This is a genomic window from Streptococcus sp. SM5 (assembly GCF_027497975.1).
The window spans coordinates 71,166-90,477 of the sequence record NZ_JAJNSC010000009.1 but is presented as its reverse complement, the minus strand read 5'-3'; the positions used below and the strand labels follow the sequence as shown (position 1 = coordinate 90,477).

The following is a 19,312-nucleotide window of genomic DNA, read 5'->3' as shown; positions in this document are numbered from 1 at the left end:
TTTTTGTAGAAAAAAAGGAGATATTAAAACCTCCTCAAATATACTTCTATTTTAGATTTTCAGGAATCGGCGCATTGAAATTCCTGATCCGATTGAACCGATAAAAATTCCAATCACAAATAATAGAGCAATCATCAGTGGACTGAATATTTCTGGTGATATCATCGAAAGGTTCTGACCAACCAATGACTTATTAACCGATTGGTAAACCATTTTATAGACAATAAATACCAAAACTGATGGAAGTGTTGCTCCAAGCAAACCAATGAAGGCACCTTCAAGCAAGAAAGGCCCGCGGATATAGCCATTCTTAGCACCTACTAAACGCATGATTTGAATTTCACGGCTTCGTGAAATGATGGTGATACGTATAGTATTAGAAATCAAGAACACTGCAATGAAAATCAATAATCCCGCGATAACTAGTCCCCAGACACGAATAAATGAGGCTAACTTAAACAAGCGTTCTGTATTAGCACCACCATCTTGAACTTCTGATACACCCTCGATTTTTTTAGCCTCTTCTGCTACTGTCTTTACATCACTTGGTGTATTGGTATCAACGATATATGCATCATAGAGAGGGTTGGCATCGCCTTCAAAGATTTTCCAGTTGTCCCCCATTGTTTCTGTCAACTTTTCATATTGTTCTTCTTTACTTGAAAACGTAACACTTTTAACAGTTGACATACTTTTCAAAGCATCATATACCTTATGGTAGTCGTTATTTGTAACAGTTTGACCTTCTTTTTCAATCGTCTCACTATTATCAGCTACGTCCTTACGAATGTATACCATTACTCGAACATTATTTTCAATATCTGTAGCTAGTTTAGCAGTATTAAAGATAACAGATGCAAATATTGCAACCAAGGTCAAAGTAATCATAACTGAACTGACAGCAGCTACTGTCATCCAGCCATTTCGTTTTAAACTTTTTAATGATTCAAATAAATGACGAAAAAATCTACTAATCATCGTATCCATATTCTCCTTTAGCTTCGTCACGAACGACACGGCCATTTTCAATGGCAATGACACGGTGGCGCAAGGTATTTACAATCTGACTGTTGTGGGTAGCCATCAAGACAGTTGTACCTTGGAGATTGATGCGTTCCAGCAAGTTCATAATTTCCCATGAATTATCTGGGTCCAAGTTTCCTGTTGGTTCGTCCGCAATCAATACTTTTGGATTGTTTACAATGGCACGTGCAATTGCAATCCGTTGCTGTTCTCCCCCTGAAAGTTCATTTGGGAAAGAACGAACCTTATGCTTCAATCCAACCAAGTCTAAAACTTCCATAACACGTTTTTTGATATTACGGCGGCTCTCACCAATAACTTCCATTGCATAAGCAATATTTTCATAAACGGTTTTCTTTGGTAACAGTTTATAATCTTGGAAGACAACCCCAACACTACGACGTAGGAGAGGGACATCTTTCTTTTTAATTCTAACCAGATTAAAACCAGCAACAGTTAAGCTTCCTTTTTCGATTTTTACTTCGCGGTACAAAGCTCTAATAAATGTTGACTTCCCAGCTCCTGACGGACCTACGATATAGGCAAATTCCCCGGGTTCAACAGTGACTGAGACACCTCGCAAAGCTGTCGTTCCATTATCATACTTTTTGACGACATCTCTCATTTCAATGATTGACATGTGAGTTCCTTTCTATCTTAGCTGATTCGCCACTTGAGGTAGGCATCGATAAAACCATCTAGGTCCCCATCCATAACCTTATCTACCTGCGCAACTTCAAAGCTAGTTCGATGATCTTTTACCATAGTATAAGGCGTGAAAACATATGAACGGATTTGGCTTCCCCATGTGATTTCCTTTTTCTCACCCTTGAGGGAATCAACTTCCGCTGCTTTCTTTTCTTGCTCCATTTGATAGAGCTTAGCCTGCAACATCTTCATGGCACGATCTCTATTTCCATACTGGGTACGATCGACCGTTGACTGGACAACAGTCCCAGTAGGAATATGTGTTAAACGTACACCTGTTGAGACCTTATTGACGTTTTGTCCACCAGCACCACCTGAACGGAAGGTATCCATCTTGATATCATCTTCCCGAATTTCCACTTCAATGGTATCATCCAACTCTGGCATCACTTCTACAGATGTGAAAGAAGTATGGCGACGTTTAGCAGAGTCAAATGGTGAAATTCGCACCAAACGGTGCACCCCCATTTCTGACTTGAGAAGACCATAGGCATTGGGTCCTTCAAATGATAGGGTTACTGACTTAATACCAGCCTCATCTCCTGCTTGGTAATCCAAAACTTCTACTTTAAATCCTTTGGCATTTCCATAGCGAGTGTACATACGAAGCAACATATCACCCCAGTCCTGAGCCTCAGTACCACCGGATCCTGGATGGATTTCCAAAATCGCATTATTATGGTCATAAGGTTCTGACAAGAGAAGGGTCATCTCGTAGCTGGTCATCATTTTATCGAGTTCTGATAACTGTGCAACCAATTCTTCATGCACTGACTCGTCTTCTGCCAAAAAGTCTAATAAAATTTCAACTTCATCCTGCAACTCTTCCATTTTATGGAAGGTATTGTAGGTATTTTTTAATTCATTTAATTCTTGCGACGTTTTTTGGGCCGCGATATTATCGTTCCAAAAATCAGGTTCTGTCATCTTGTTTTCCAAGATGGCAATCTCTTCCTCTAAACCTTCGAGGTCAAAGAGACCCCCTGAAAGAAGCTAATTTTTCACGATTTGCGTCAATTTTCTGACGAATTTCTGAAATGTCCATAAATACTCCTTTTTTATATCGTTTTATTATACCATAATCTATCATTTCTTTCCATCTTTTGCTCTAATCCCTTGTTACACGTAAAAAGAAGCCTTTCGGCTTCCCTTCTTACAAGACTTTTGCTGAAGTACGAGTAATTTCTTCTACTTGGATGTTTTCTGCTTCAAATTTTTCTGCTTCAAATTTTTCTTTCAAGGCTGGTAAATCAATTGATCCATCGATTTGAACTTCGATAATGACCTTACCATCTTTACGCGGAATATTTACTGTATGGGAGATATTCAAATTTTCTTCAACAATTAGAGAAACAATTTTTCCAAGAACACCAACTTCATTTTCTGTTACAAAGCGAACACGAATCCCTTCTTCTCCATAACCAGCAATTTCAAGAAAGGCTTGGAAAACGTCACGGTCCGTAATAACCCCATAGACTTGATGGTTATCTACTACAGGAAGAATACCAATCTTGTTTTTTAACATCAAATAAGTTGCATCTTCTAGACTAGCATAGCCTGAGACAGTGACAACATCACGAATCATGACATCTTTTACTTTAGTCTTATTCAGAAGATAGTTCATCTCATAGATAGAAAGACTGGTTGCTTTAGATGGACTAGCTTGCGCAATGGTTCCTTCAGTTACCAAACCAACTAATTGATCATTTTCGATAACAGGCAAGCGGTGCAACCCTTGCTCTCTCATCAAATCCGCTGCATGAGATACTGTTGTATCTGGACTAATATACACTACCTTACGGGTCATAAAATCTTTAACTGCCATGAGACTTCTCCTTTTCTATTCTTATCCCTATTATACAATCTTTTTGCAAATCTATCAAACGCTTACATTTCTTTTTCAAAATTCAGAAAAGTATGAATAAGCTAGCAAAAAGAGCTCTAAAATCGAGCTCCCTGAATGAAGGTAAGAAACGTTTCATTCGATTTTTTCAATTATTAGAAATTCATCTTTCAGTGTAGATGTAGATTTGTTTGCAATCTAAATATGTCAACTAAAATAATCTACTGGAAATGATGATTACTTCGTAATTTTCATCTGCCGACTAAAACAATCCACTGGATTGTTTTAGCCACCTAGATATGCTTTTCTGACTTCTTCTGATGAGGCGAGTTCTTTTCCTGTTCCTGATAGAACGATTTTTCCTGTTTCCAGTACGTATCCTCGGTCAGAGATTGCAAGTGCTTTATTGGCATTTTGTTCAATCAAGAGGACGGTTGTTCCTTGTTTCTGGATGTCTTGAATGATATCAAAAATTTCTTGGATAAAGATTGGGGCAAGTCCCATTGATGGTTCATCTAAAAGAAGAAGTTTTGGTGTTGACATAAGAGCGCGTCCCATGGCAAGCATTTGTTGTTCCCCCCCTGAAAGAGTAGCTGCATCTTGGTTCTTGCGTTCTTCAAGACGTGGGAAGCGTGAGAAAACCTTCTTCAAGTTAGCTTGATTTTCTTCACGATTTTTCTTTAAGAAAGCTCCCATTTCTAGATTTTCCATAACAGTCAAGCCAGGGAAGACGTGGCGTCCTTCTGGAACTTGTGAAAGACCACCTGCCACGATTTTTTGAGCTGGCATTTTTTGGATTTCTTGACCTAAAAATTCAATCTTTCCTGAACTCGGTCTAACCAAACCAGACAAGGTACGGAGAATGGTTGTCTTACCTGCACCATTGGCACCGATAAGGGAAACGACTTCTCCTTCATTCACTTCAAAGCTTACATCACGGACTGCTTGGATCATACCGTAATGCACAGAAAGATTATCAACTTTTAACATAGACATTAGGCTTCACCTCCTAGATAAGCTTCGATAACGCGTTTATTGGTCTTAATTTCGTCTGGAGTTCCCTGAGCAATCAAACGACCATATTCAAGTACGTAGATACGTTCTGTTACTTCCATGACCAGATTCATATCGTGTTCAATCAGCATGATCGTAATCTTAAATTCATCTTTGATACGACGAATTAACTCAGTCAATTCTGCTGTTTCCTGTGGATTCATACCTGCTGCTGGTTCATCTAAAAAGAGAATTTTAGGTTCCGTAGCAAGGGCACGAACAATTTCCAAACGACGTTGTTGTCCGTAGGCAAGATTTTTAGCAAGAGTTTCTGCATCACCATCTAAATCAAAGATTTTAAGCAATTCCAAAGCTTTAGCTTTTAATTCTTTTTCACTCTTGTAAAAAGCTGGTAAGCGCAAAAAACTAGCAAAAACATGTTGTTTGTGATGATTGCCAAAAGCAATCAAAACATTGTCCAAAACTGTTAAATCTTTAAAGAGACGGATATTTTGGAATGTACGTCCAAGTCCCAAAGAAGCAATCTTATATGGTGACTTTCCATTCAAAAGATGACCATCTAGTGTTACTGTTCCCTCGCTTGGTTCATAAACACCCGTCAAGAGGTTGAAAAGGGTTGTTTTCCCAGCTCCATTTGGACCGATTAGTCCAACCAGTTCCCCTTCGTTCAATTCAAGAGTCACATCTCCAACAGCTGTTAGACCGCCAAAATGTTTGGTTAACTGTTTTACTTCAAGTAATGCCATTAGTTTTGTTCCTCCTTCTTAGATTTTTTAAAGAAACGTGATAGGCTCAATTCCCATGTTCCAAGGAGTCCACCTGGTCTGAAAATCATTACCAATACCAAGGCCAAAGCGTAAATAATCATACGCACGCTGGCAACATCTTGGAGAAGCATATTCAAAATTCCAAGAACAATAGCTGAAACGATGGCACCTGTAATGGAACCAAGTCCACCAAATACAACAATAATCAATACGTTGATTGAGTTAATGAATGTGTAATCTTTCGGTACAACAGACCCGATAAATCCTGCCTGAAGTGACCCTGCAATACTTGCAGTAATAGCACCAAAGACAAAGGCGATGATTTTAATTTTAGTCGTATTAACCCCAACTGACTCAGCAGCGATTTCATCCTCACGAACGGATAGGGTTGAACGACCAATTGGACTACGCAAGAAGTTCAAGGTTGCAATGGTTGTAATCACGACAAAGAAGTAAACCATTTGCCAAGTTGTAAAGTTTGGAATTCCCAAGATACCTGCCGCACCGTTTGTAAGGCTTCCACCATTGATGATAAAGATACGGATAATTTCAGAAACCCCAAGAGTCGCTACCGCAAGATAATCCCCCTTCAAGCGTAAGGTTGGAATTCCGACAAGCAAGGCAACTGCTCCTGAAAGTAAAGCCCCTACAAGCATGGCTCCAAAGAAGGCACCGTAGGTTGGTGATTTAGAACCAATAATAGCAGCGGCATAGGCACCAATCGCCATGAAACCAGCATGCCCAAGTGAAAATTGTCCTGAAAAACCAACGATTAAGTTGAGACCAACAGCCAGAATAATATTAATTCCAATTTGTTGTAAAATCTGTACATAGAATAGGTTTAGTACTCCAACTGAAACCAATACACTAATCAAGCCATAGCCAGCTAACAAAAGGAGTAACCATAGAATATTAACTTTTAAATTTTCTTTCATCGTTTACACCTTCTCTTTCACATTTTTACCAAGGATACCAGCTGGGCGGACAATCAAGATCAACAACAGGATTCCATAAACAATGGCATCACGGAAGTCTGACATTCCAAAGGCTGTCGCAAAGGTTTCCAATAGACCAATCACAAAGCCACCAAGAGCCGCACCAGGAATAATTCCGATACCACCAAGTACTGCGGCAACGAAAGACTTAAGACCTGGAGTAACCCCCATCAAAGGCTCAAGAGAGTTATAATAAAGGGCAATCAGAACACCAGCCGCACCCGCAAGAGCTGACCCCAAAGCGAAGGTAAAGCTGATAGTACGGTTTACATTGATCCCCATCAATTGCGCTGCATCGCTATCTACGGATACTGCACGCATGGCTTTCCCCATCTTAGTCTTTTGGACAATGACTTGTAACAAAATCATCAAAATCAAGGAAATGGCCAAAATCATTAACTGCACGTTTGTTAGGCTAACTGGTCCCAAATCATAGCGAACTGTTTGAATCGCTTGAGGGAAGGCACGGGTATTAGCACCAACCAGATAGACCATCCCATATTCCAATAGGAAAGAAACCCCAATAGCTGTAATCAAAACAGCAATACGAGTAGAGTGACGCAAAGGTCGGTAAGCAAGGAACTCAATCACGACACCAAGAATGGCTGTCGCTAACATAGCTACAATAAGAGCTACAAAGAAATTCATTTGGAAAGAATTAATCAAGAAATAACCGATAAAGGCTCCCATCATATAAATATCACCGTGGGCGAAGTTGATGAGCTTGATAATTCCGTAAACCATGGTATATCCTAGGGCTAACAGCGCATAAACACTACCTAGAATCAAACCATTTACTAGTTGTTGGAGCATAAGATTCACTCTTTCTATATATAATTTTGAGGGTTTTCCCTCACTTTTTGATAGGTTCTTATACTCAATGAAAATCAAAGAGCAAACTAGGAAACTAGCCGCAGGCTGTACTTGAGTACGGCAAGGCGACGTTGACGCAGTTTGAATTTGATTTTCAAAGAGTATTAAACATCGAAACAGGGAGTGAGTCCGAGGCTCATTCCCTATTTCAACATTTTTCTATTATGGTTTTACAACTTCTGCTGCTTCAACCTTACCATTGTTCATGGTCATCATGTAAGCAGTTTTGACTGTGTTGTGGTCTGCATCGAAGCTTGTTTGACCAGTTACACCTTCAAAATCTTTTGTTTTAGCAAGGTTATCCTTGATTTCACCTGAGTTTTTAGCACCTTTTGCTGCGTTTGCTACAAGGTGAACTGAGTCATAAGCCAAGGCTGCAAATGTTGAAGGCTCTTCGTTGTACTTAGCACGGTAAGCATCAAGGAAAGCTTTTGCTTTAGCTGAAACTTCTACAGTAGTTGAGAAGCCTGAGATAAAGTAGATGTTTGATGCTTTTTCAGCAGTTGCTTGTTGTACAAACTCTTCACCGTTGAATCCATCACCACCAACGATTGGTTTATCAATTCCCATACCACGCGCTTGGTTTACAATTTTACCAGCTTCAGTGTAGTAACCAGGGACGATGATAGCATCAAAGTCTTTCCCTTTCATTTTTGTAAGGGCTGCTTGAAAGTCTGTGTCACCTGCTACGAAAGTTTCATCTGCAACGATTTCACCTTTGTAAGCTTCACGGAAGGCTTTAGCAATACCTTTAGCATAGTCGCTGGCATTGTCAGTGTAAAGAACAACTTTCTTAGCGTTTAATTTTTCAGTAACATAGTTTGAGATAATTTTTCCTTGGAAGCTATCTTGGAATGTTCCGATAAAGAGGTAATCTTGACCTTTAGTCAATCCATCTTGAGTCGCACTTGGCGAAATCAATGGAACACCTGCTTTTGTAGCGTTAGCTACAGCAGCTGCAGTTGCACCAGATGTCGCAGGTCCTACGATTGCTGATACCTTAGATTGGGTTACTAGGTTAGTTGTTACTGAAGCCGCCTCAGCAGTTTCAGATTTATTATCTTTATCAACTACTTCGATTTGTTTTCCGTCGATACCACCTGCTGCATTGATTTCATCAACGGCAAGTTGGGCACCTTTTTGTTCAGATGTTCCGTAGGCAGCTACGGCACCAGTTTCTTCGAAGTTAAATCCAATTTTGATTGTCTTTTCCTCTACTGAGTTACCAGCAGCGTTTGACGCTCCAGACTTCACTTCTCCACAGGCTGCAAGAAGTGCTACACTTGCAAGCGCCACAAACGATAGGGCAAATTTTTTCTTCATCTTTTTTTGTCTCCTTATTTCTTAAATAAATAGCATGTTAAGAATATACCGAATTATCAGAAAATTGTCAACACTTTTCTTGAACTTTTTCGATGATAACGTTTTCCTCTCGATGAAGATTGCCCACAAAGGGTGTTTCCAGCTCTTGGATATGACAAACCCTGACTTTTTTTATAAACTTTTCCTTGCCCAAGCGCCCGACCAATTGCTCCATTTCTTGAGTTGGAACATAGAGTTGTAAGTAACGATGTTTCTTGGAATGATAGGTAATATCTCCATAATCCTGCAATTTTTTGGCATCACGATTATAGTAAAGATAGATAATCAAGCCAGATCGATTGACTTTTTCAAACATGATAAATCCTCTTTCTAAGAAATCTCTCCCTATTATACCAAAAAAAGCAAACCCAGTCGAGTTTGCCTTCTTTGATCATTAATTCAATGAATTGTTGGCCATGATTTCATCAATAAAGCCATATTCAAGTGTTTCTTGGGCACTCATCCAGTTATCGCGTTCTGCATCTGCGTGAACTTTTTCGATTGACTGACCTGAATTTTCAGCCAAGATTTTTTCCAAGGTATTACGAGTTTTAAGCAAGTGTTCTGCAGCGATCGCCATATCGGTTTGCTGAGTACCTCCACCTGTACCACCCATTGGTTGGTGGATCATATACTCTGCATTTGGAAGCATGAAACGTTTGCCTTTTGCTCCACTTGATGCAATGACCGTCCCCATAGATGCTGCCATTCCCATAACAATGGTTTGGACATCTGCCTTGATAAAGTTCATGGTATCAACGATTGCCAAACCAGCTGAAACGGAACCACCAGGTGTATTGACATAAAGGTAAATATCCTTTGTACTATCTTGGGCATCCAAGAAAAGCAACTGGGCAATAACAGAGTTGGCCATATTGTCTTCAACTGGGCCTGTCAGCATAATGATGCGGTCTTTAAGAAGACGTGAGTAAATATCGTAGGAACGTTCTCCACGGCTTGTTTGTTCAATAACTACAGGAATCATTTATTTCTCCTTTTGAGTTTTAATTTTATTGGTCAAATGACTGAAGATAAGACTATTATAATATCTTGGTCAAAAAAGGTCAAATTTTTGCTCTGTTTTCATTAGACAGAAACAAAAATTCAACCTCCTTTCGTGACTGGAAATCCTTTTCCAAGTCAATCTCTTTTTTATTTTATTTTGTACCGAACAAGCGGTCCCCAGCATCTCCAAGACCTGGAACGATATAACCGTGTTCGTTCAAGCGTTCATCCAAGGCTGCTGTAAAGATTTCTACATCTGGATGAGCTTCTTGAAGGGCTTTAACACCTTCTGGAGCAGATACAAGGCAGACAAATTTGATATTTGATGCGCCACGTTTTTTAAGAGAATCAACAGCCAAGATTGCTGAGCCACCTGTTGCCAACATTGGGTCTACCACAAAAATTTGACGTTGGTCAATATCTTCAGGCAATTTCACCAAGTACTCAACTGGTTGAAGCGTTTCTTCATCACGGTACATACCGATGTGGCCAACTTTAGCAGCTGGAACCAAGCTCAAAAGTCCATCAACCATCCCGATACCTGCACGCAAGATTGGAACGATAGCCAATTTCTTACCAGCCAATTGTTTTTGAACTGTTTTTGTGATTGGTGTTTCGATTTCCACATCTTCTAGTGGAAGATCACGAAGTACTTCATATCCCATCAACATTGCAATCTCATCTACTAGCTCACGGAAAGCTTTTGTAGAAGTATCTGTACGACGTAAGATTGACAATTTGTGTTGAATCAGTGGATGATTAATAACTTCAATTTTTCCCATTTTTGGAATTCCTTCTTTCAATTTATTCTTCTTATTATACCAAAAAACGGTTTAAAAATCTTTCTAAACCATTTATTTTTGATATTTTTTACATTAGATCAGCCTCTTTAAGAGCTGTCTGTACTGTCTCAAGTGGTAAATGAGTCAATTCTGTCCCTTTTTCTTGATAAAGGTATTGGGCGTAGTCGTCCATTCTGTACTGGTTGATATAAACCACACGCTTGCAACCAACCTGAAGCAATTGTTTTGTACAGTTTAGACATGGAAAGTGGGTCACATAGGCTGTAAAGCCTTTGGGAACCCCACGTTCTGCACCTTGGAGAATGGCATTAACCTCTGCGTGAAGAGTGCGAACACAGTGACCTTCGATGACCAGACATTCGTGATCAATACAATGCTCAGTCCCTGACACCGAACCATTATAACCAGTGGAAATAACTTTATTATCCTTTACCAAAATTGCGCCCACTTTGGCACGTTTACAAGTGGAACGATTGGCAATTAGTAAGGCTTGGGCTGCAAAATACTCATCCCATGCTAGTCTTTTTTCAGTCATATCTCTTCTCCTTTTTCTCTATTTTTTAAAAAATGGTAAACCTAAATCTGCAATCTTTTCAGCTGGTACCTTCATGCCATCCTTGATCCATTTTAGAAGGACAGAAACGATGGCCGAGCTCCAAAAGGAATGAAGATAAGAGCTGACACCTTTTGATTTCCCATGGTATTTTTCTAAAAATTCCTGCATGGCTTGGACAAAGATTTTTTCCAGATGGTAATCCAAGGCCAATTGAATCACTCTGGCTTCCTTTCTGGCCTCTCGGAAAAGGTGAACCCAGACCAGATAAAGGTCTGTCTTTAAATCATAATGATGCAACTGTTCCATAATATTGTGGACAGTTCGTTTAAAGACGCTTTCTAAAATCTCCTCTTTGGAATCATAATTACGGTAAAAGGCTGCACGAGAAACGCCTGCACGTTTGACCAATTCAGAAATACTAATCTTGGTCAAGTCCTTTTTTTCCAAGAGTTGCAAGAGGGCTGTTTCGATGGCTTCTCTAGTTAATAAATTGGATTCTTGGTTTGATTTTCTGAGATTTTCAAGAGACTTTTCAGAGATTCTACGTTCAGACATAACATTTTCTTTCTACTTGTCACAACAGACGGATGAGGCTTTTGTTTCAAGGGATTTCATGATATAATTGTAAAAAAAGACAGAACCTTTGTCAATGTATAACTGACAAAGATGGAGAATTTCTATGACTTGGAAGATTATTGCTGACTCTGGTTGTGATTATCGTCAGCTGGCAAGACCAGCTATTGACACGACCTTTGTAAGTGTGCCCTTAACCATTCAAGTAGCTGATCAGGTCTTTGTTGATGATGCCAGTCTTGACATTGACCAAATGATGGAAACCATGTATGCCACTGCAGAAGCTTCAAAATCAGCTTGTCCAAGTCCAGATGACTATTTGCGAGCATTTGAAGGAGCCAAAAACATTTTCCTAGTAACTATCACAGGTACTCTTTCTGGCAGTCACAATAGTGCTCAACTGGCCAAGAATATTTATCTGGAAGATCATCCTGACACTAAGATTCATGTAATTGATAGTTTGTCTGCTGGCGGGGAAGTTGACTTACTCGTAGAAAAGTTAAATGACTTGATTGACCAAGGCTTATCTTTTGAAGAAGTGGTTGAAGCTATCACTGCCTATCAAGAAAAAACCAAGTTGCTCTTTGTTCTAGCCAAAGTCGATAACTTGGTAAAAAACGGCCGTTTGAGCAAACTTATCGGTACGGTCGTTGGGCTTCTCAACATCCGTATGGTCGGAGAAGCTAGTGAAACCGGAACCCTCGAATTGCTACAAAAAGCAAGAGGACCACAGAAATCGATTCAGGCAGCCTATGAGGAGTTAATAAAAGCTGGATATGCTGGTGGCCGTATTGTCATGGCCCAACGCAATAACGAGAAATGTTGCCAACAGCTCTCAGAGCGAATCCGCGAAAATTTCCCACAGGCGGATATTAAAATTCTCCCAACATCTGGTCTCTGCAGTTTTTATGCAGAAGATGGTGGTTTGCTGATGGGATATGAAATTGATTAATTGCATTCTTGACAAGAGGTGACTTCATCTCTTGTTTTTTTGTGGTACAATAGAGCTATGAAACATTTTGATACTATTGTCATCGGTGGAGGACCTGCTGGTATGATGGCTACGATTTCCAGTAGCTTTTATGGACAGAAAACCCTCCTTATCGAAAAAAATCGGAAACTTGGAAAAAAATTAGCTGGGACTGGTGGTGGACGTTGCAATGTGACCAACAATGGTAGCTTGGACGACCTGCTAGCTGGCATCCCTGGAAATGGGCGCTTTCTCTACAGTGTCTTCTCCCAATTTGATAACCATGATATCATTAACTTTTTTACGGAAAATGGGGTTAAACTTAAAGTCGAAGACCACGGGCGCGTCTTTCCTGCTAGTGACAAGTCTCGAACCATTATCGATGCCTTGGAAAAGAAAATCACTGAGCTAGGTGGTCAAGTTGCTACTCAAACCGAGATTGTTTCGGTTAAAAAGGTGGATGACCAGTTTGTCCTGAAGTCCGCAGACCAAAATTTCACTTGTGATAAACTGATTGTCACAACTGGTGGAAAATCCTATCCTTCCACTGGTTCGACTGGTTTTGGACATGAGATTGCCCGTCATTTTAAACACACCATTACCGAACTTGAGGCTGCTGAAAGTCCATTATTGACGGATTTTCCACATAAGGCCTTACAAGGGATTTCTCTGGATGATGTGACCCTAAGTTATGGCAAGCATGTCATCACTCACGATCTGCTTTTTACCCACTTTGGTTTGTCAGGCCCTGCTGCTCTGCGTATGTCTAGCTTTGTAAAGGGTGGGGAGGTTCTCTCACTGGATGTTCTACCTCAACTTTCTGAGAAAGACTTGGCTACATTTCTAGAAGAAAATCGGGAAAAATCTCTAAAAAATGCCTTAAAAACCTTGCTCCCAGAACGCTTGGCAGAATTTTTTGTGCAAGGCTATCCTGAAAAAGTCAAACAACTGACTGAAAAGGAACGTGAACAACTTCTCCAGTCTATCAAGGCTCTCAAAATCCCTGTGACTGGCAAAATGTCCCTTTCCAAGTCCTTTGTTACCAAAGGGGGCGTCAGTCTCAAGGAAATCAATCCCAAAACTCTAGAAAGTAAGCTGGTACCTGGACTCCACTTTGCTGGCGAGGTACTAGATATCAATGCCCACACTGGTGGCTTTAACATCACTTCTGCCCTCTGTACCGGCTGGGTGGCAGGAGCAAACCCAATCTAAATATACATTACTAAACGGAACAATCCGCCCCAAAAGAAAGGAACTACTTTGGAACATATTATCTTGCTAAGGGGAGTGACTCCTAATGGAAAAAATGCTATCCCTAAAATGTCTTATCTAGTAGATATCTTGACAGAAGCTGGTTTTCAACAAGTTCGAACTTATATTCAAAGTGGAAATATTATTCTTGAAAGTAACTTAGCTCTCGAAGAAATACGAGAACAGGTTCATACTCTAATAAAGGAAAAGATTGAAGCCGATCTCAAAATAATCATTAAGAATAAGGATATTTTTAAAAACATTGTCCAAGAAAATCCGTTTGGAGAACACTATCTTTATGACCGTGTACACGTGATTTTTTATCAAGAACCTATTCAAAGTCTTCCTTTAGAAAAATTAAAAATTGATTACAGCGAAGAAGAAATTTGTGTCGGTAACCACTGTCTCTACCTCTATCTCCCTAGAACTGCAAAACGAAAAAAGCTCAGTACTAACTATCTTGAAAAGCTTTTCAATGTGGATTTGACCATGCGAAAACTAAATGTAGTAGAAAAATTATTAAGCAAGTAGTGCTTGAATTTAGTAAAAATCGGAAGAATACTCCTCCGATTTTATTTTGTCTGAGTTTGGACATAATGAGCAATCACATCTGATGTGTACTGGGCTGTTCCAGGTCCAAATTTGTCAATGTTTTCCTTAAACTCTGGGTTATAAACGTAGCCTTTACCGATATAACCGAATACTTCAATAGTACAATCAAATCCATAAGTACGGATGGCTTGCAAGAGTTTAGCAGCTTCTTCTTGATTTTCAGTTGCTGTTACAGGTAGACCAGCTTGAAGATTTTGTGCCAAAGCTTGAAAAACTTGGTTGAAGGCAGCTGTAGCCTCGTCTTCGTGACCTTTCTGGCGCTCCAGCGCTTGGTCCATGACTTCTTGTCCATATTTCTCTACCGCCTCTTGGTGGTATTTTTGATGGTCTTGGTAGTTAAATCCAGCAAATTTCTCTTGAATGCTCATTTCTCTTTCTCCTTTTTGTTCTTGAATGGTTTTCTGCAAGGTTGAAATCAAGGTATCCAGATGTTCCCTTTCTCGAGTCAAATAGTCCAACTGCCTGGTCAAATGAGGCAATAAATCTGTCCTTTCTTCCTTTAATAGCTCTGCTATCTTTTCTAAAGAAAAACCTAGATACTTGTAATAAAGAATGACCTGAAGGCGTTCCAAATCCTCCTGACTGTAGGTTCGATAGCCGTTTTCCGACTTTAAAGGAACTAAGAGTCCTATCTTGTCGTAGTGGTGTAGGGTCTTGACAGAGACGCCCGAAAGCTGCGCAGCTTCTTTTATATGGTACATGATTTCCTCCTTACAATGATAGTATAACCCCTCCCCTTAGGTCAGAGTCAAGCGTTTTTGCGAAATTTTTTACTTTATCATAACATGAAAATGGTTTTCTTGACAGACCTTAGAAAACATGATAGGATAGTCAAGTCTATCAATCAAAAGAAAGGCTCATCTTGAGTACTTATGAGGCTATTTGCCAAGGGCAGTAGCTTTTTCTTTTGTAATACTAATTTTAGGAGTTTAACTATGTCTGAAAAATCGCAATGGGGTTCTAAACTGGGCTTTATCCTAGCATCTGCTGGTTCAGCCATCGGACTTGGAGCCGTTTGGAAATTTCCTTATATGACTGCTGCTAACGGTGGAGGAGGCTTTTTACTAGTCTTTCTCATCTCCACTATTCTAATCGGTTTTCCCCTTTTGCTAGCTGAATTTGCCCTCGGCCGAAGCGCTGGTGTCTCAGCTATCAAAACCTTTGGAAAACTAGGCAAGAATAGTAAGTACAACTTTATCGGTTGGATTGGTGCCTTTGCCCTCTTTATCCTCTTATCTTTCTACAGTGTTATTGGAGGATGGATTCTAGTCTATCTAGGCATTGAGTTTGGAAAATTGTTCCAAATTGGTGGAACGGGGGATTATGCTCAGTTATTTACTTCCATCATTTCAAATCCAGCCATTGCCCTAGGGGCACAAGCGGTCTTTATCCTATTGAATATCTTTATTGTATCACGTGGGGTTCAAAAAGGGATTGAAAGAGCTTCTAAGGTCATGATGCCCCTGCTCTTTATCATCTTTGTTGTCATCATTGGGCGCTCTCTCAGTTTGCCAAATGCCATGGAAGGGGTTCTTTACTTCCTCAAACCAGACTTCTCTAAGCTGACAAGTGCTGGTCTCCTCTATGCTCTGGGACAATCTTTCTTTGCCCTCTCACTAGGGGTTACAGCCATGCTGACCTATGCTTCTTATTTGGACAAGAAAACCAATCTAGTCCAGTCAGGAATTTCTATCGTAGCAATGAACATCTCGGTGTCCATCATGGCAGGTCTAGCCATTTTCCCTGCTATGTCAGCCTTCAATATCCAGTCTGAAGGGGGACCTAGCCTGCTCTTTATCGTCTTGCCTCAACTCTTTGACAAGATGCCTTTTGGAACCATTTTCTACATCCTCTTCCTCTTGCTCTTCCTCTTTGCGACGGTCACTTCTTCCGTTGTTATGCTGGAAATCAATGTGGGCAATATCACCAACCAGGACAACAGTAAGCGTGCTAAATGGAGTGCTATTTTAGGAATCTTGACCTTTGTCTTTGGAATTCCTTCAGCCCTATCTTACGGTGTCATGGCGGATGTTCACATCTTTGGAAAGACCTTCTTTGATGCTATGGACTTCTTGGTTTCCAATCTCCTTATGCCATTTGGAGCTCTCTGCCTTTCACTCTTTACTGGCTACATCTTTAAGAAGACACTTGCTATGGAGGAGCTGCATCTTGATGAAACAGCATGGAAACAGGGACTGTTCCAAGTCTGGCTCTTCCTTCTTCGTTTCATCATTCCAATCATCATCATCGTGGTCTTCATCGCCCAATTTATGTAATCAAAAAGGACTTGAGTAGTAAACTCAGGTCCTTTCTTTTTTATGGATGGCTAATAATCAATTCCAAATCTTGTCCTTCCAGAGTCCAAGCTTCAACATCACTTGGTAGGATAAAGTGGCTACCTTTTTGGATTGGATAGTTTTTCCCGTCAACAGTAAGCTGACCTTGACCAGCTAAGACACTCAATAAGCTGTAGTCAGCTGTCTTTTCGAAGTCAACTTTTCCAGTAATCTCCCACTTGTAAACTGCAAAGAAATCATTGGATACAAGGAGAGTTGAACGTAAATCATCTGCTTTAACAGTTACAGGACGGCTATTTGCAGGCTCACCAATGTTTAAAACATCGATAGATTTTTCAAGGTGAAGTTCACGTAAGTTGCCATTATCATCCTTACGGTCAAAGTCATAGACGCGATAGGTGGTGTCACTAGATTGTTGGGTTTCAAGAATTAAGATACCTGCACCGATAGCATGCATGGTGCCACTTGGTACATAGAAGAAATCTCCAGCCTTAACAGGGACTTTGGTCAACAAATCATCCCAGTTCTTATCCTCTATTTGCTGGCGGAGTTCTTCTTTTGACTTGGCATTGTGACCGTAGATAATCTCTGAACCTTCATCCGCAGCGATGATGTACCAGCATTCTGTTTTTCCGAGTTCGCCTTCATGCTCCAGTCCATAAGCATCATCTGGGTGAACTTGGACGCTGAGCCAGTCGTTGGCATCCAGAATCTTAGTCAAAAGTGGAAATACAGGCTCAGGACGATTGCCAAACAATTCACGATGTTCCGCATACAAAGTAGCGAGGTCTGTTCCCTGGTAGCGTCCATTGGCAACTTTAGAGACTCCATTTGGATGGGCTGAGATGGCCCAATATTCTCCGATTTTTTCACTTGGGATGTCGTAACCAAACTCATCACGTAGCTTGGTTCCACCCCAGATTTTTTCTTGCATAACTGATTGTAAAAATAATGGTTCTGACATGTCGATCTCCTGTCTGATTTTTCTCCCCTCATTATAGCAAAAAGCTCCATCTAATTGAACTCTTTTTCACATATTATAAAGTAGGGAGAAGATTTTATAAAAATAGTGAACAAATGTGCTCTACTCAATGCTTGCACCATTGCTGGCAATGACATCCTTGTACCAGTAGAAGGATTTCTTCTTGCTACGTTTGAGGCTTCCATGACCAGCATTATCTCGATCTACATAGATAAAGCCATAGCGCTTGTTCATTTCGCCTGTTCCAGCTGAAACCAGATCGATACAGCCCCAAGTCGTATAACCAAGCAAGTCAACGCCATCTTGGTAAATGGCATCTCGCATGGCCTTGATATGAGCCTCTAAGTAAGCAATCCGATAGTCATCTGCTACATGACCATTCTCATCCGGTGTATCCATAGCACCTAGACCGTTTTCCACGATGAACATTGGCTTTTGGTAACGATCCCAGATAGCATTGAGGGTGATACGAAGACCAAGTGGGTCAATCTGCCATCCCCATTCTGAGGATTCAAGATAAGGATTTTTGAGAGAGGCAAAGATATTTCCAGCAGTTAATTCTTTAACTTCTGGATCACCTGAGGCTACTAGACTTGCATAGTAAGAGAAGGAAACAAAGTCAACAGTATTGTCCTTCAACAACTCTAAATCTTCTGCAGTCATTTGAATCTCGATTCGCTCACGCTCCCACTGCTTCTTGGCGTAGTTTGGGTATTCCCCACGCGCTTGAACATCAATGAAGAAGTAACTCTTGCGGTCTTCCTCCATGGCTGCCCAGTAGTCTCTTGGATGGGCTGTGTTAGGATAGTATTGCCCTGCAGCCAACATACATCCCACCTTATTTTCTGGGTCAATTTCGTGGGCAATCTTTGTCGCAAGAGCTGAAGCTACCAACTCATAGTGTGCAGCCTGATATTTAACCAGTTCTTGATTTTCTCCTTCTTCAAAACAGAGCCCAGCTCCCATAAAGGGGGCATGGAGAATCATGTTGATTTCGTTGAAGGTAAGCCAATATTTGACCAAACCCTTATAGCGGGTAAAGAGTGTGCGACAAAGTTTTTCATAGAAGTCTAACATCCGACGATTGCGCCAACCACCGTACTCTGTAATCAAGTGCATAGGACAGTCGAAATGAGTGATAGTCACCAGAGGTTGGATACCATACTTGTGGCACTCCTTAAATAAATCCTCATAAAAGGCTAGACCAGCTTCATTTGGCACTGTTTCGTCGCCCTTAGGAAAAATCCGAGTCCAAGCAATGGATAGACGATAAGTCTTAAAGCCCATTTCCGCAAAAAGGGCAATATCTTCCTTGTAATGATGGTACATATCAATAGCTTGCTTGGCTGGGTAAAAATAGCCCTCCTCAAACGAAAACATCTTTTTCTGACCTGTGATAATGGCTTCACGATCTGGACCGATGGGGACGACATCCACATTCGCCAATCCACGACCTTCTAAATTATAAGCACCCTCACACTGGTTGGCAGCTGTCGCTCCGCCCCACAAGAAACCATCCGGAAAAGTCAGTTTTTCGGTCATAACTCTACTCACTTTCTTATTTGCTTGTTCATTTACTTATATTATAACTTATTCTGTAAACCTTTTCTTATAAAATACTGTGACATACTGATACTATTCTACTATTTAAGTTTATCAGATTGTTTTTTAAAAAATT

General features: G+C 40.4%; 21 protein-coding genes. 4 read left to right on the top strand and 17 right to left on the bottom strand.

Annotated elements, in window-relative coordinates:
- Nucleotides 1–51 precede the first annotated feature (51 nt).
- The 14 genes from ftsX to PAN07_RS08480 form a co-directional block, all read right to left on the bottom strand.
- The gene (ftsX, locus tag PAN07_RS08545; RefSeq protein WP_049552615.1) at nucleotides 52–978 is read right to left on the bottom strand and encodes a permease-like cell division protein FtsX; all 927 of its coding nucleotides are present in this window, start codon (nucleotides 976–978) and stop codon (nucleotides 52–54) included.
- Nucleotides 971–1,663: a cell division ATP-binding protein FtsE gene (gene ftsE, locus PAN07_RS08540; RefSeq protein WP_094753549.1), complete on the bottom strand. Its 693-nt coding sequence runs from the start codon at nucleotides 1,661–1,663 to the stop codon at nucleotides 971–973. The genes ftsX and ftsE overlap by 8 nt, the downstream gene beginning before the upstream one ends.
- 17 nt (nucleotides 1,664–1,680) lie before the next feature.
- Nucleotides 1,681–2,776 (bottom strand): peptide chain release factor 2 gene (gene prfB / locus PAN07_RS08535; protein WP_125386088.1). Its coding sequence is split into 2 segments (ribosomal slippage): nucleotides 1,681–2,703 and nucleotides 2,705–2,776, totalling 1,095 coding nucleotides; the frame shifts between segments, so codons are not numbered across the junction.
- Between the two features lie 108 nt (nucleotides 2,777–2,884).
- Nucleotides 2,885–3,556 (bottom strand): CBS domain-containing protein, encoded by a 672-nt coding sequence (locus PAN07_RS08530; protein ID WP_269797695.1) that lies wholly within the window; start codon nucleotides 3,554–3,556, stop codon nucleotides 2,885–2,887.
- 303 nt (nucleotides 3,557–3,859) lie between these two features.
- Nucleotides 3,860–4,570 (bottom strand): ABC transporter ATP-binding protein, encoded by a 711-nt coding sequence (locus PAN07_RS08525; protein ID WP_000062200.1) that lies wholly within the window; start codon nucleotides 4,568–4,570, stop codon nucleotides 3,860–3,862.
- Nucleotides 4,570–5,334 carry an ABC transporter ATP-binding protein gene (locus tag PAN07_RS08520; protein WP_001185997.1) on the bottom strand — a complete coding sequence of 255 codons (765 nt, stop codon included), beginning with the start codon at nucleotides 5,332–5,334 and terminating at the stop codon, nucleotides 4,570–4,572. Before PAN07_RS08520 ends, PAN07_RS08525 begins: the two co-directional genes overlap by 1 nt.
- Nucleotides 5,334–6,290, bottom strand: coding sequence for a branched-chain amino acid ABC transporter permease (locus tag PAN07_RS08515; protein WP_000662290.1), 957 nt, complete (start codon nucleotides 6,288–6,290; stop codon nucleotides 5,334–5,336). The genes PAN07_RS08520 and PAN07_RS08515 overlap by 1 nt, the downstream gene beginning before the upstream one ends.
- Nucleotides 6,291–6,293: 3 nt before the next feature.
- Entirely contained in the window at nucleotides 6,294–7,163 is an 870-nt protein-coding gene (locus PAN07_RS08510) for a branched-chain amino acid ABC transporter permease (RefSeq protein ID WP_000941427.1), read from the bottom strand.
- A gap of 222 nt (nucleotides 7,164–7,385) precedes the next feature.
- The gene (locus PAN07_RS08505) at nucleotides 7,386–8,546 is read right to left on the bottom strand and encodes an ABC transporter substrate-binding protein (RefSeq protein WP_000726121.1); all 1,161 of its coding nucleotides are present in this window, start codon (nucleotides 8,544–8,546) and stop codon (nucleotides 7,386–7,388) included.
- Nucleotides 8,547–8,613: 67 nt separating this feature from the next.
- On the bottom strand, nucleotides 8,614–8,901 hold the full coding sequence (locus PAN07_RS08500; RefSeq protein ID WP_000462118.1) for a YlbG family protein: 288 nt from the start codon (nucleotides 8,899–8,901) through the stop codon (nucleotides 8,614–8,616).
- 78 nt (nucleotides 8,902–8,979) lie between these two features.
- Nucleotides 8,980–9,570 (bottom strand): ATP-dependent Clp protease proteolytic subunit ClpP, encoded by a 591-nt coding sequence (gene clpP, locus PAN07_RS08495; RefSeq protein WP_000613475.1) that lies wholly within the window; start codon nucleotides 9,568–9,570, stop codon nucleotides 8,980–8,982.
- A 172-nt stretch (nucleotides 9,571–9,742) separates the two neighbouring features.
- On the bottom strand, nucleotides 9,743–10,372 hold the full coding sequence (gene upp / locus PAN07_RS08490; protein WP_000515974.1) for a uracil phosphoribosyltransferase: 630 nt from the start codon (nucleotides 10,370–10,372) through the stop codon (nucleotides 9,743–9,745).
- 88 nt (nucleotides 10,373–10,460) lie between these two features.
- Entirely contained in the window at nucleotides 10,461–10,928 is a 468-nt protein-coding gene (locus PAN07_RS08485) for a cytidine/deoxycytidylate deaminase family protein (protein WP_000136976.1), read from the bottom strand.
- 18 nt (nucleotides 10,929–10,946) lie between these two features.
- Nucleotides 10,947–11,504 carry a TetR/AcrR family transcriptional regulator gene (locus PAN07_RS08480; RefSeq protein ID WP_000004135.1) on the bottom strand — a complete coding sequence of 186 codons (558 nt, stop codon included), beginning with the start codon at nucleotides 11,502–11,504 and terminating at the stop codon, nucleotides 10,947–10,949.
- Between the two features lie 124 nt (nucleotides 11,505–11,628).
- Between PAN07_RS08480 and PAN07_RS08475 the strand changes: the two genes are divergently transcribed.
- From PAN07_RS08475 to PAN07_RS08465, 3 genes are read left to right on the top strand one after another with little or no spacing between them, the layout of a single operon-like run.
- Complete coding sequence (locus tag PAN07_RS08475) at nucleotides 11,629–12,474, top strand: DegV family protein (protein ID WP_269797694.1); 846 nt, start codon at nucleotides 11,629–11,631, stop codon at nucleotides 12,472–12,474.
- Between the two features lie 57 nt (nucleotides 12,475–12,531).
- Nucleotides 12,532–13,704 (top strand): NAD(P)/FAD-dependent oxidoreductase, encoded by a 1,173-nt coding sequence (locus tag PAN07_RS08470; RefSeq protein WP_269797693.1) that lies wholly within the window; start codon nucleotides 12,532–12,534, stop codon nucleotides 13,702–13,704.
- 48 nt (nucleotides 13,705–13,752) lie between these two features.
- Nucleotides 13,753–14,274, top strand: a complete 522-nt coding sequence (locus PAN07_RS08465; RefSeq protein WP_269797692.1) for a DUF1697 domain-containing protein — start codon at nucleotides 13,753–13,755, stop codon at nucleotides 14,272–14,274.
- A 41-nt stretch (nucleotides 14,275–14,315) separates the two neighbouring features.
- Here PAN07_RS08465 and PAN07_RS08460 read toward each other — a convergent pair whose 3' ends face one another.
- A complete protein-coding gene (locus PAN07_RS08460) occupies nucleotides 14,316–15,056 on the bottom strand; it encodes a MerR family transcriptional regulator (protein ID WP_269797691.1) in 741 nt (246 codons plus the stop codon).
- 234 nt (nucleotides 15,057–15,290) lie between these two features.
- Between PAN07_RS08460 and PAN07_RS08455 the strand changes: the two genes are divergently transcribed.
- Complete coding sequence (locus PAN07_RS08455) at nucleotides 15,291–16,631, top strand: sodium-dependent transporter (RefSeq protein WP_269797690.1); 1,341 nt, start codon at nucleotides 15,291–15,293, stop codon at nucleotides 16,629–16,631.
- Between the two features lie 40 nt (nucleotides 16,632–16,671).
- On the opposite strand, the gene manA is transcribed toward PAN07_RS08455, so the two are convergent.
- Entirely contained in the window at nucleotides 16,672–17,616 is a 945-nt protein-coding gene (gene manA, locus PAN07_RS08450) for a mannose-6-phosphate isomerase, class I (protein ID WP_261043416.1), read from the bottom strand.
- A 120-nt stretch (nucleotides 17,617–17,736) separates the two neighbouring features.
- Nucleotides 17,737–19,176, bottom strand: a complete 1,440-nt coding sequence (locus PAN07_RS08445; protein WP_000136868.1) for a 6-phospho-beta-glucosidase — start codon at nucleotides 19,174–19,176, stop codon at nucleotides 17,737–17,739.
- Nucleotides 19,177–19,312: the final 136 nt, after the last annotated feature.

What these genes read in the sequence shown, in the direction of transcription:
- ftsX (WP_049552615.1), bottom strand. Translation starts at nt 978, where the DNA reads ATGATTAGTAGATTTTTTCGTCATTTATTTGAATCATTAAAAAGTTTA.
- ftsE (WP_094753549.1), bottom strand. Translation starts at nt 1,663, where the DNA reads ATGTCAATCATTGAAATGAGAGATGTCGTCAAAAAGTATGATAATGGA.
- PAN07_RS08530 (WP_269797695.1), bottom strand. Translation starts at nt 3,556, where the DNA reads ATGGCAGTTAAAGATTTTATGACCCGTAAGGTAGTGTATATTAGTCCA.
- PAN07_RS08525 (WP_000062200.1), bottom strand. Translation starts at nt 4,570, where the DNA reads ATGTCTATGTTAAAAGTTGATAATCTTTCTGTGCATTACGGTATGATC.
- PAN07_RS08520 (WP_001185997.1), bottom strand. Translation starts at nt 5,334, where the DNA reads ATGGCATTACTTGAAGTAAAACAGTTAACCAAACATTTTGGCGGTCTA.
- PAN07_RS08515 (WP_000662290.1), bottom strand. Translation starts at nt 6,290, where the DNA reads ATGAAAGAAAATTTAAAAGTTAATATTCTATGGTTACTCCTTTTGTTA.
- PAN07_RS08510 (WP_000941427.1), bottom strand. Translation starts at nt 7,163, where the DNA reads ATGCTCCAACAACTAGTAAATGGTTTGATTCTAGGTAGTGTTTATGCG.
- PAN07_RS08505 (WP_000726121.1), bottom strand. Translation starts at nt 8,546, where the DNA reads ATGAAGAAAAAATTTGCCCTATCGTTTGTGGCGCTTGCAAGTGTAGCA.
- PAN07_RS08500 (WP_000462118.1), bottom strand. Translation starts at nt 8,901, where the DNA reads ATGTTTGAAAAAGTCAATCGATCTGGCTTGATTATCTATCTTTACTAT.
- clpP (WP_000613475.1), bottom strand. Translation starts at nt 9,570, where the DNA reads ATGATTCCTGTAGTTATTGAACAAACAAGCCGTGGAGAACGTTCCTAC.
- upp (WP_000515974.1), bottom strand. Translation starts at nt 10,372, where the DNA reads ATGGGAAAAATTGAAGTTATTAATCATCCACTGATTCAACACAAATTG.
- PAN07_RS08485 (WP_000136976.1), bottom strand. Translation starts at nt 10,928, where the DNA reads ATGACTGAAAAAAGACTAGCATGGGATGAGTATTTTGCAGCCCAAGCC.
- PAN07_RS08480 (WP_000004135.1), bottom strand. Translation starts at nt 11,504, where the DNA reads ATGTCTGAACGTAGAATCTCTGAAAAGTCTCTTGAAAATCTCAGAAAA.
- PAN07_RS08475 (WP_269797694.1), top strand. Translation starts at nt 11,629, where the DNA reads ATGACTTGGAAGATTATTGCTGACTCTGGTTGTGATTATCGTCAGCTG.
- PAN07_RS08470 (WP_269797693.1), top strand. Translation starts at nt 12,532, where the DNA reads ATGAAACATTTTGATACTATTGTCATCGGTGGAGGACCTGCTGGTATG.
- PAN07_RS08460 (WP_269797691.1), bottom strand. Translation starts at nt 15,056, where the DNA reads ATGTACCATATAAAAGAAGCTGCGCAGCTTTCGGGCGTCTCTGTCAAG.
- PAN07_RS08455 (WP_269797690.1), top strand. Translation starts at nt 15,291, where the DNA reads ATGTCTGAAAAATCGCAATGGGGTTCTAAACTGGGCTTTATCCTAGCA.
- manA (WP_261043416.1), bottom strand. Translation starts at nt 17,616, where the DNA reads ATGTCAGAACCATTATTTTTACAATCAGTTATGCAAGAAAAAATCTGG.
- PAN07_RS08445 (WP_000136868.1), bottom strand. Translation starts at nt 19,176, where the DNA reads ATGACCGAAAAACTGACTTTTCCGGATGGTTTCTTGTGGGGCGGAGCG.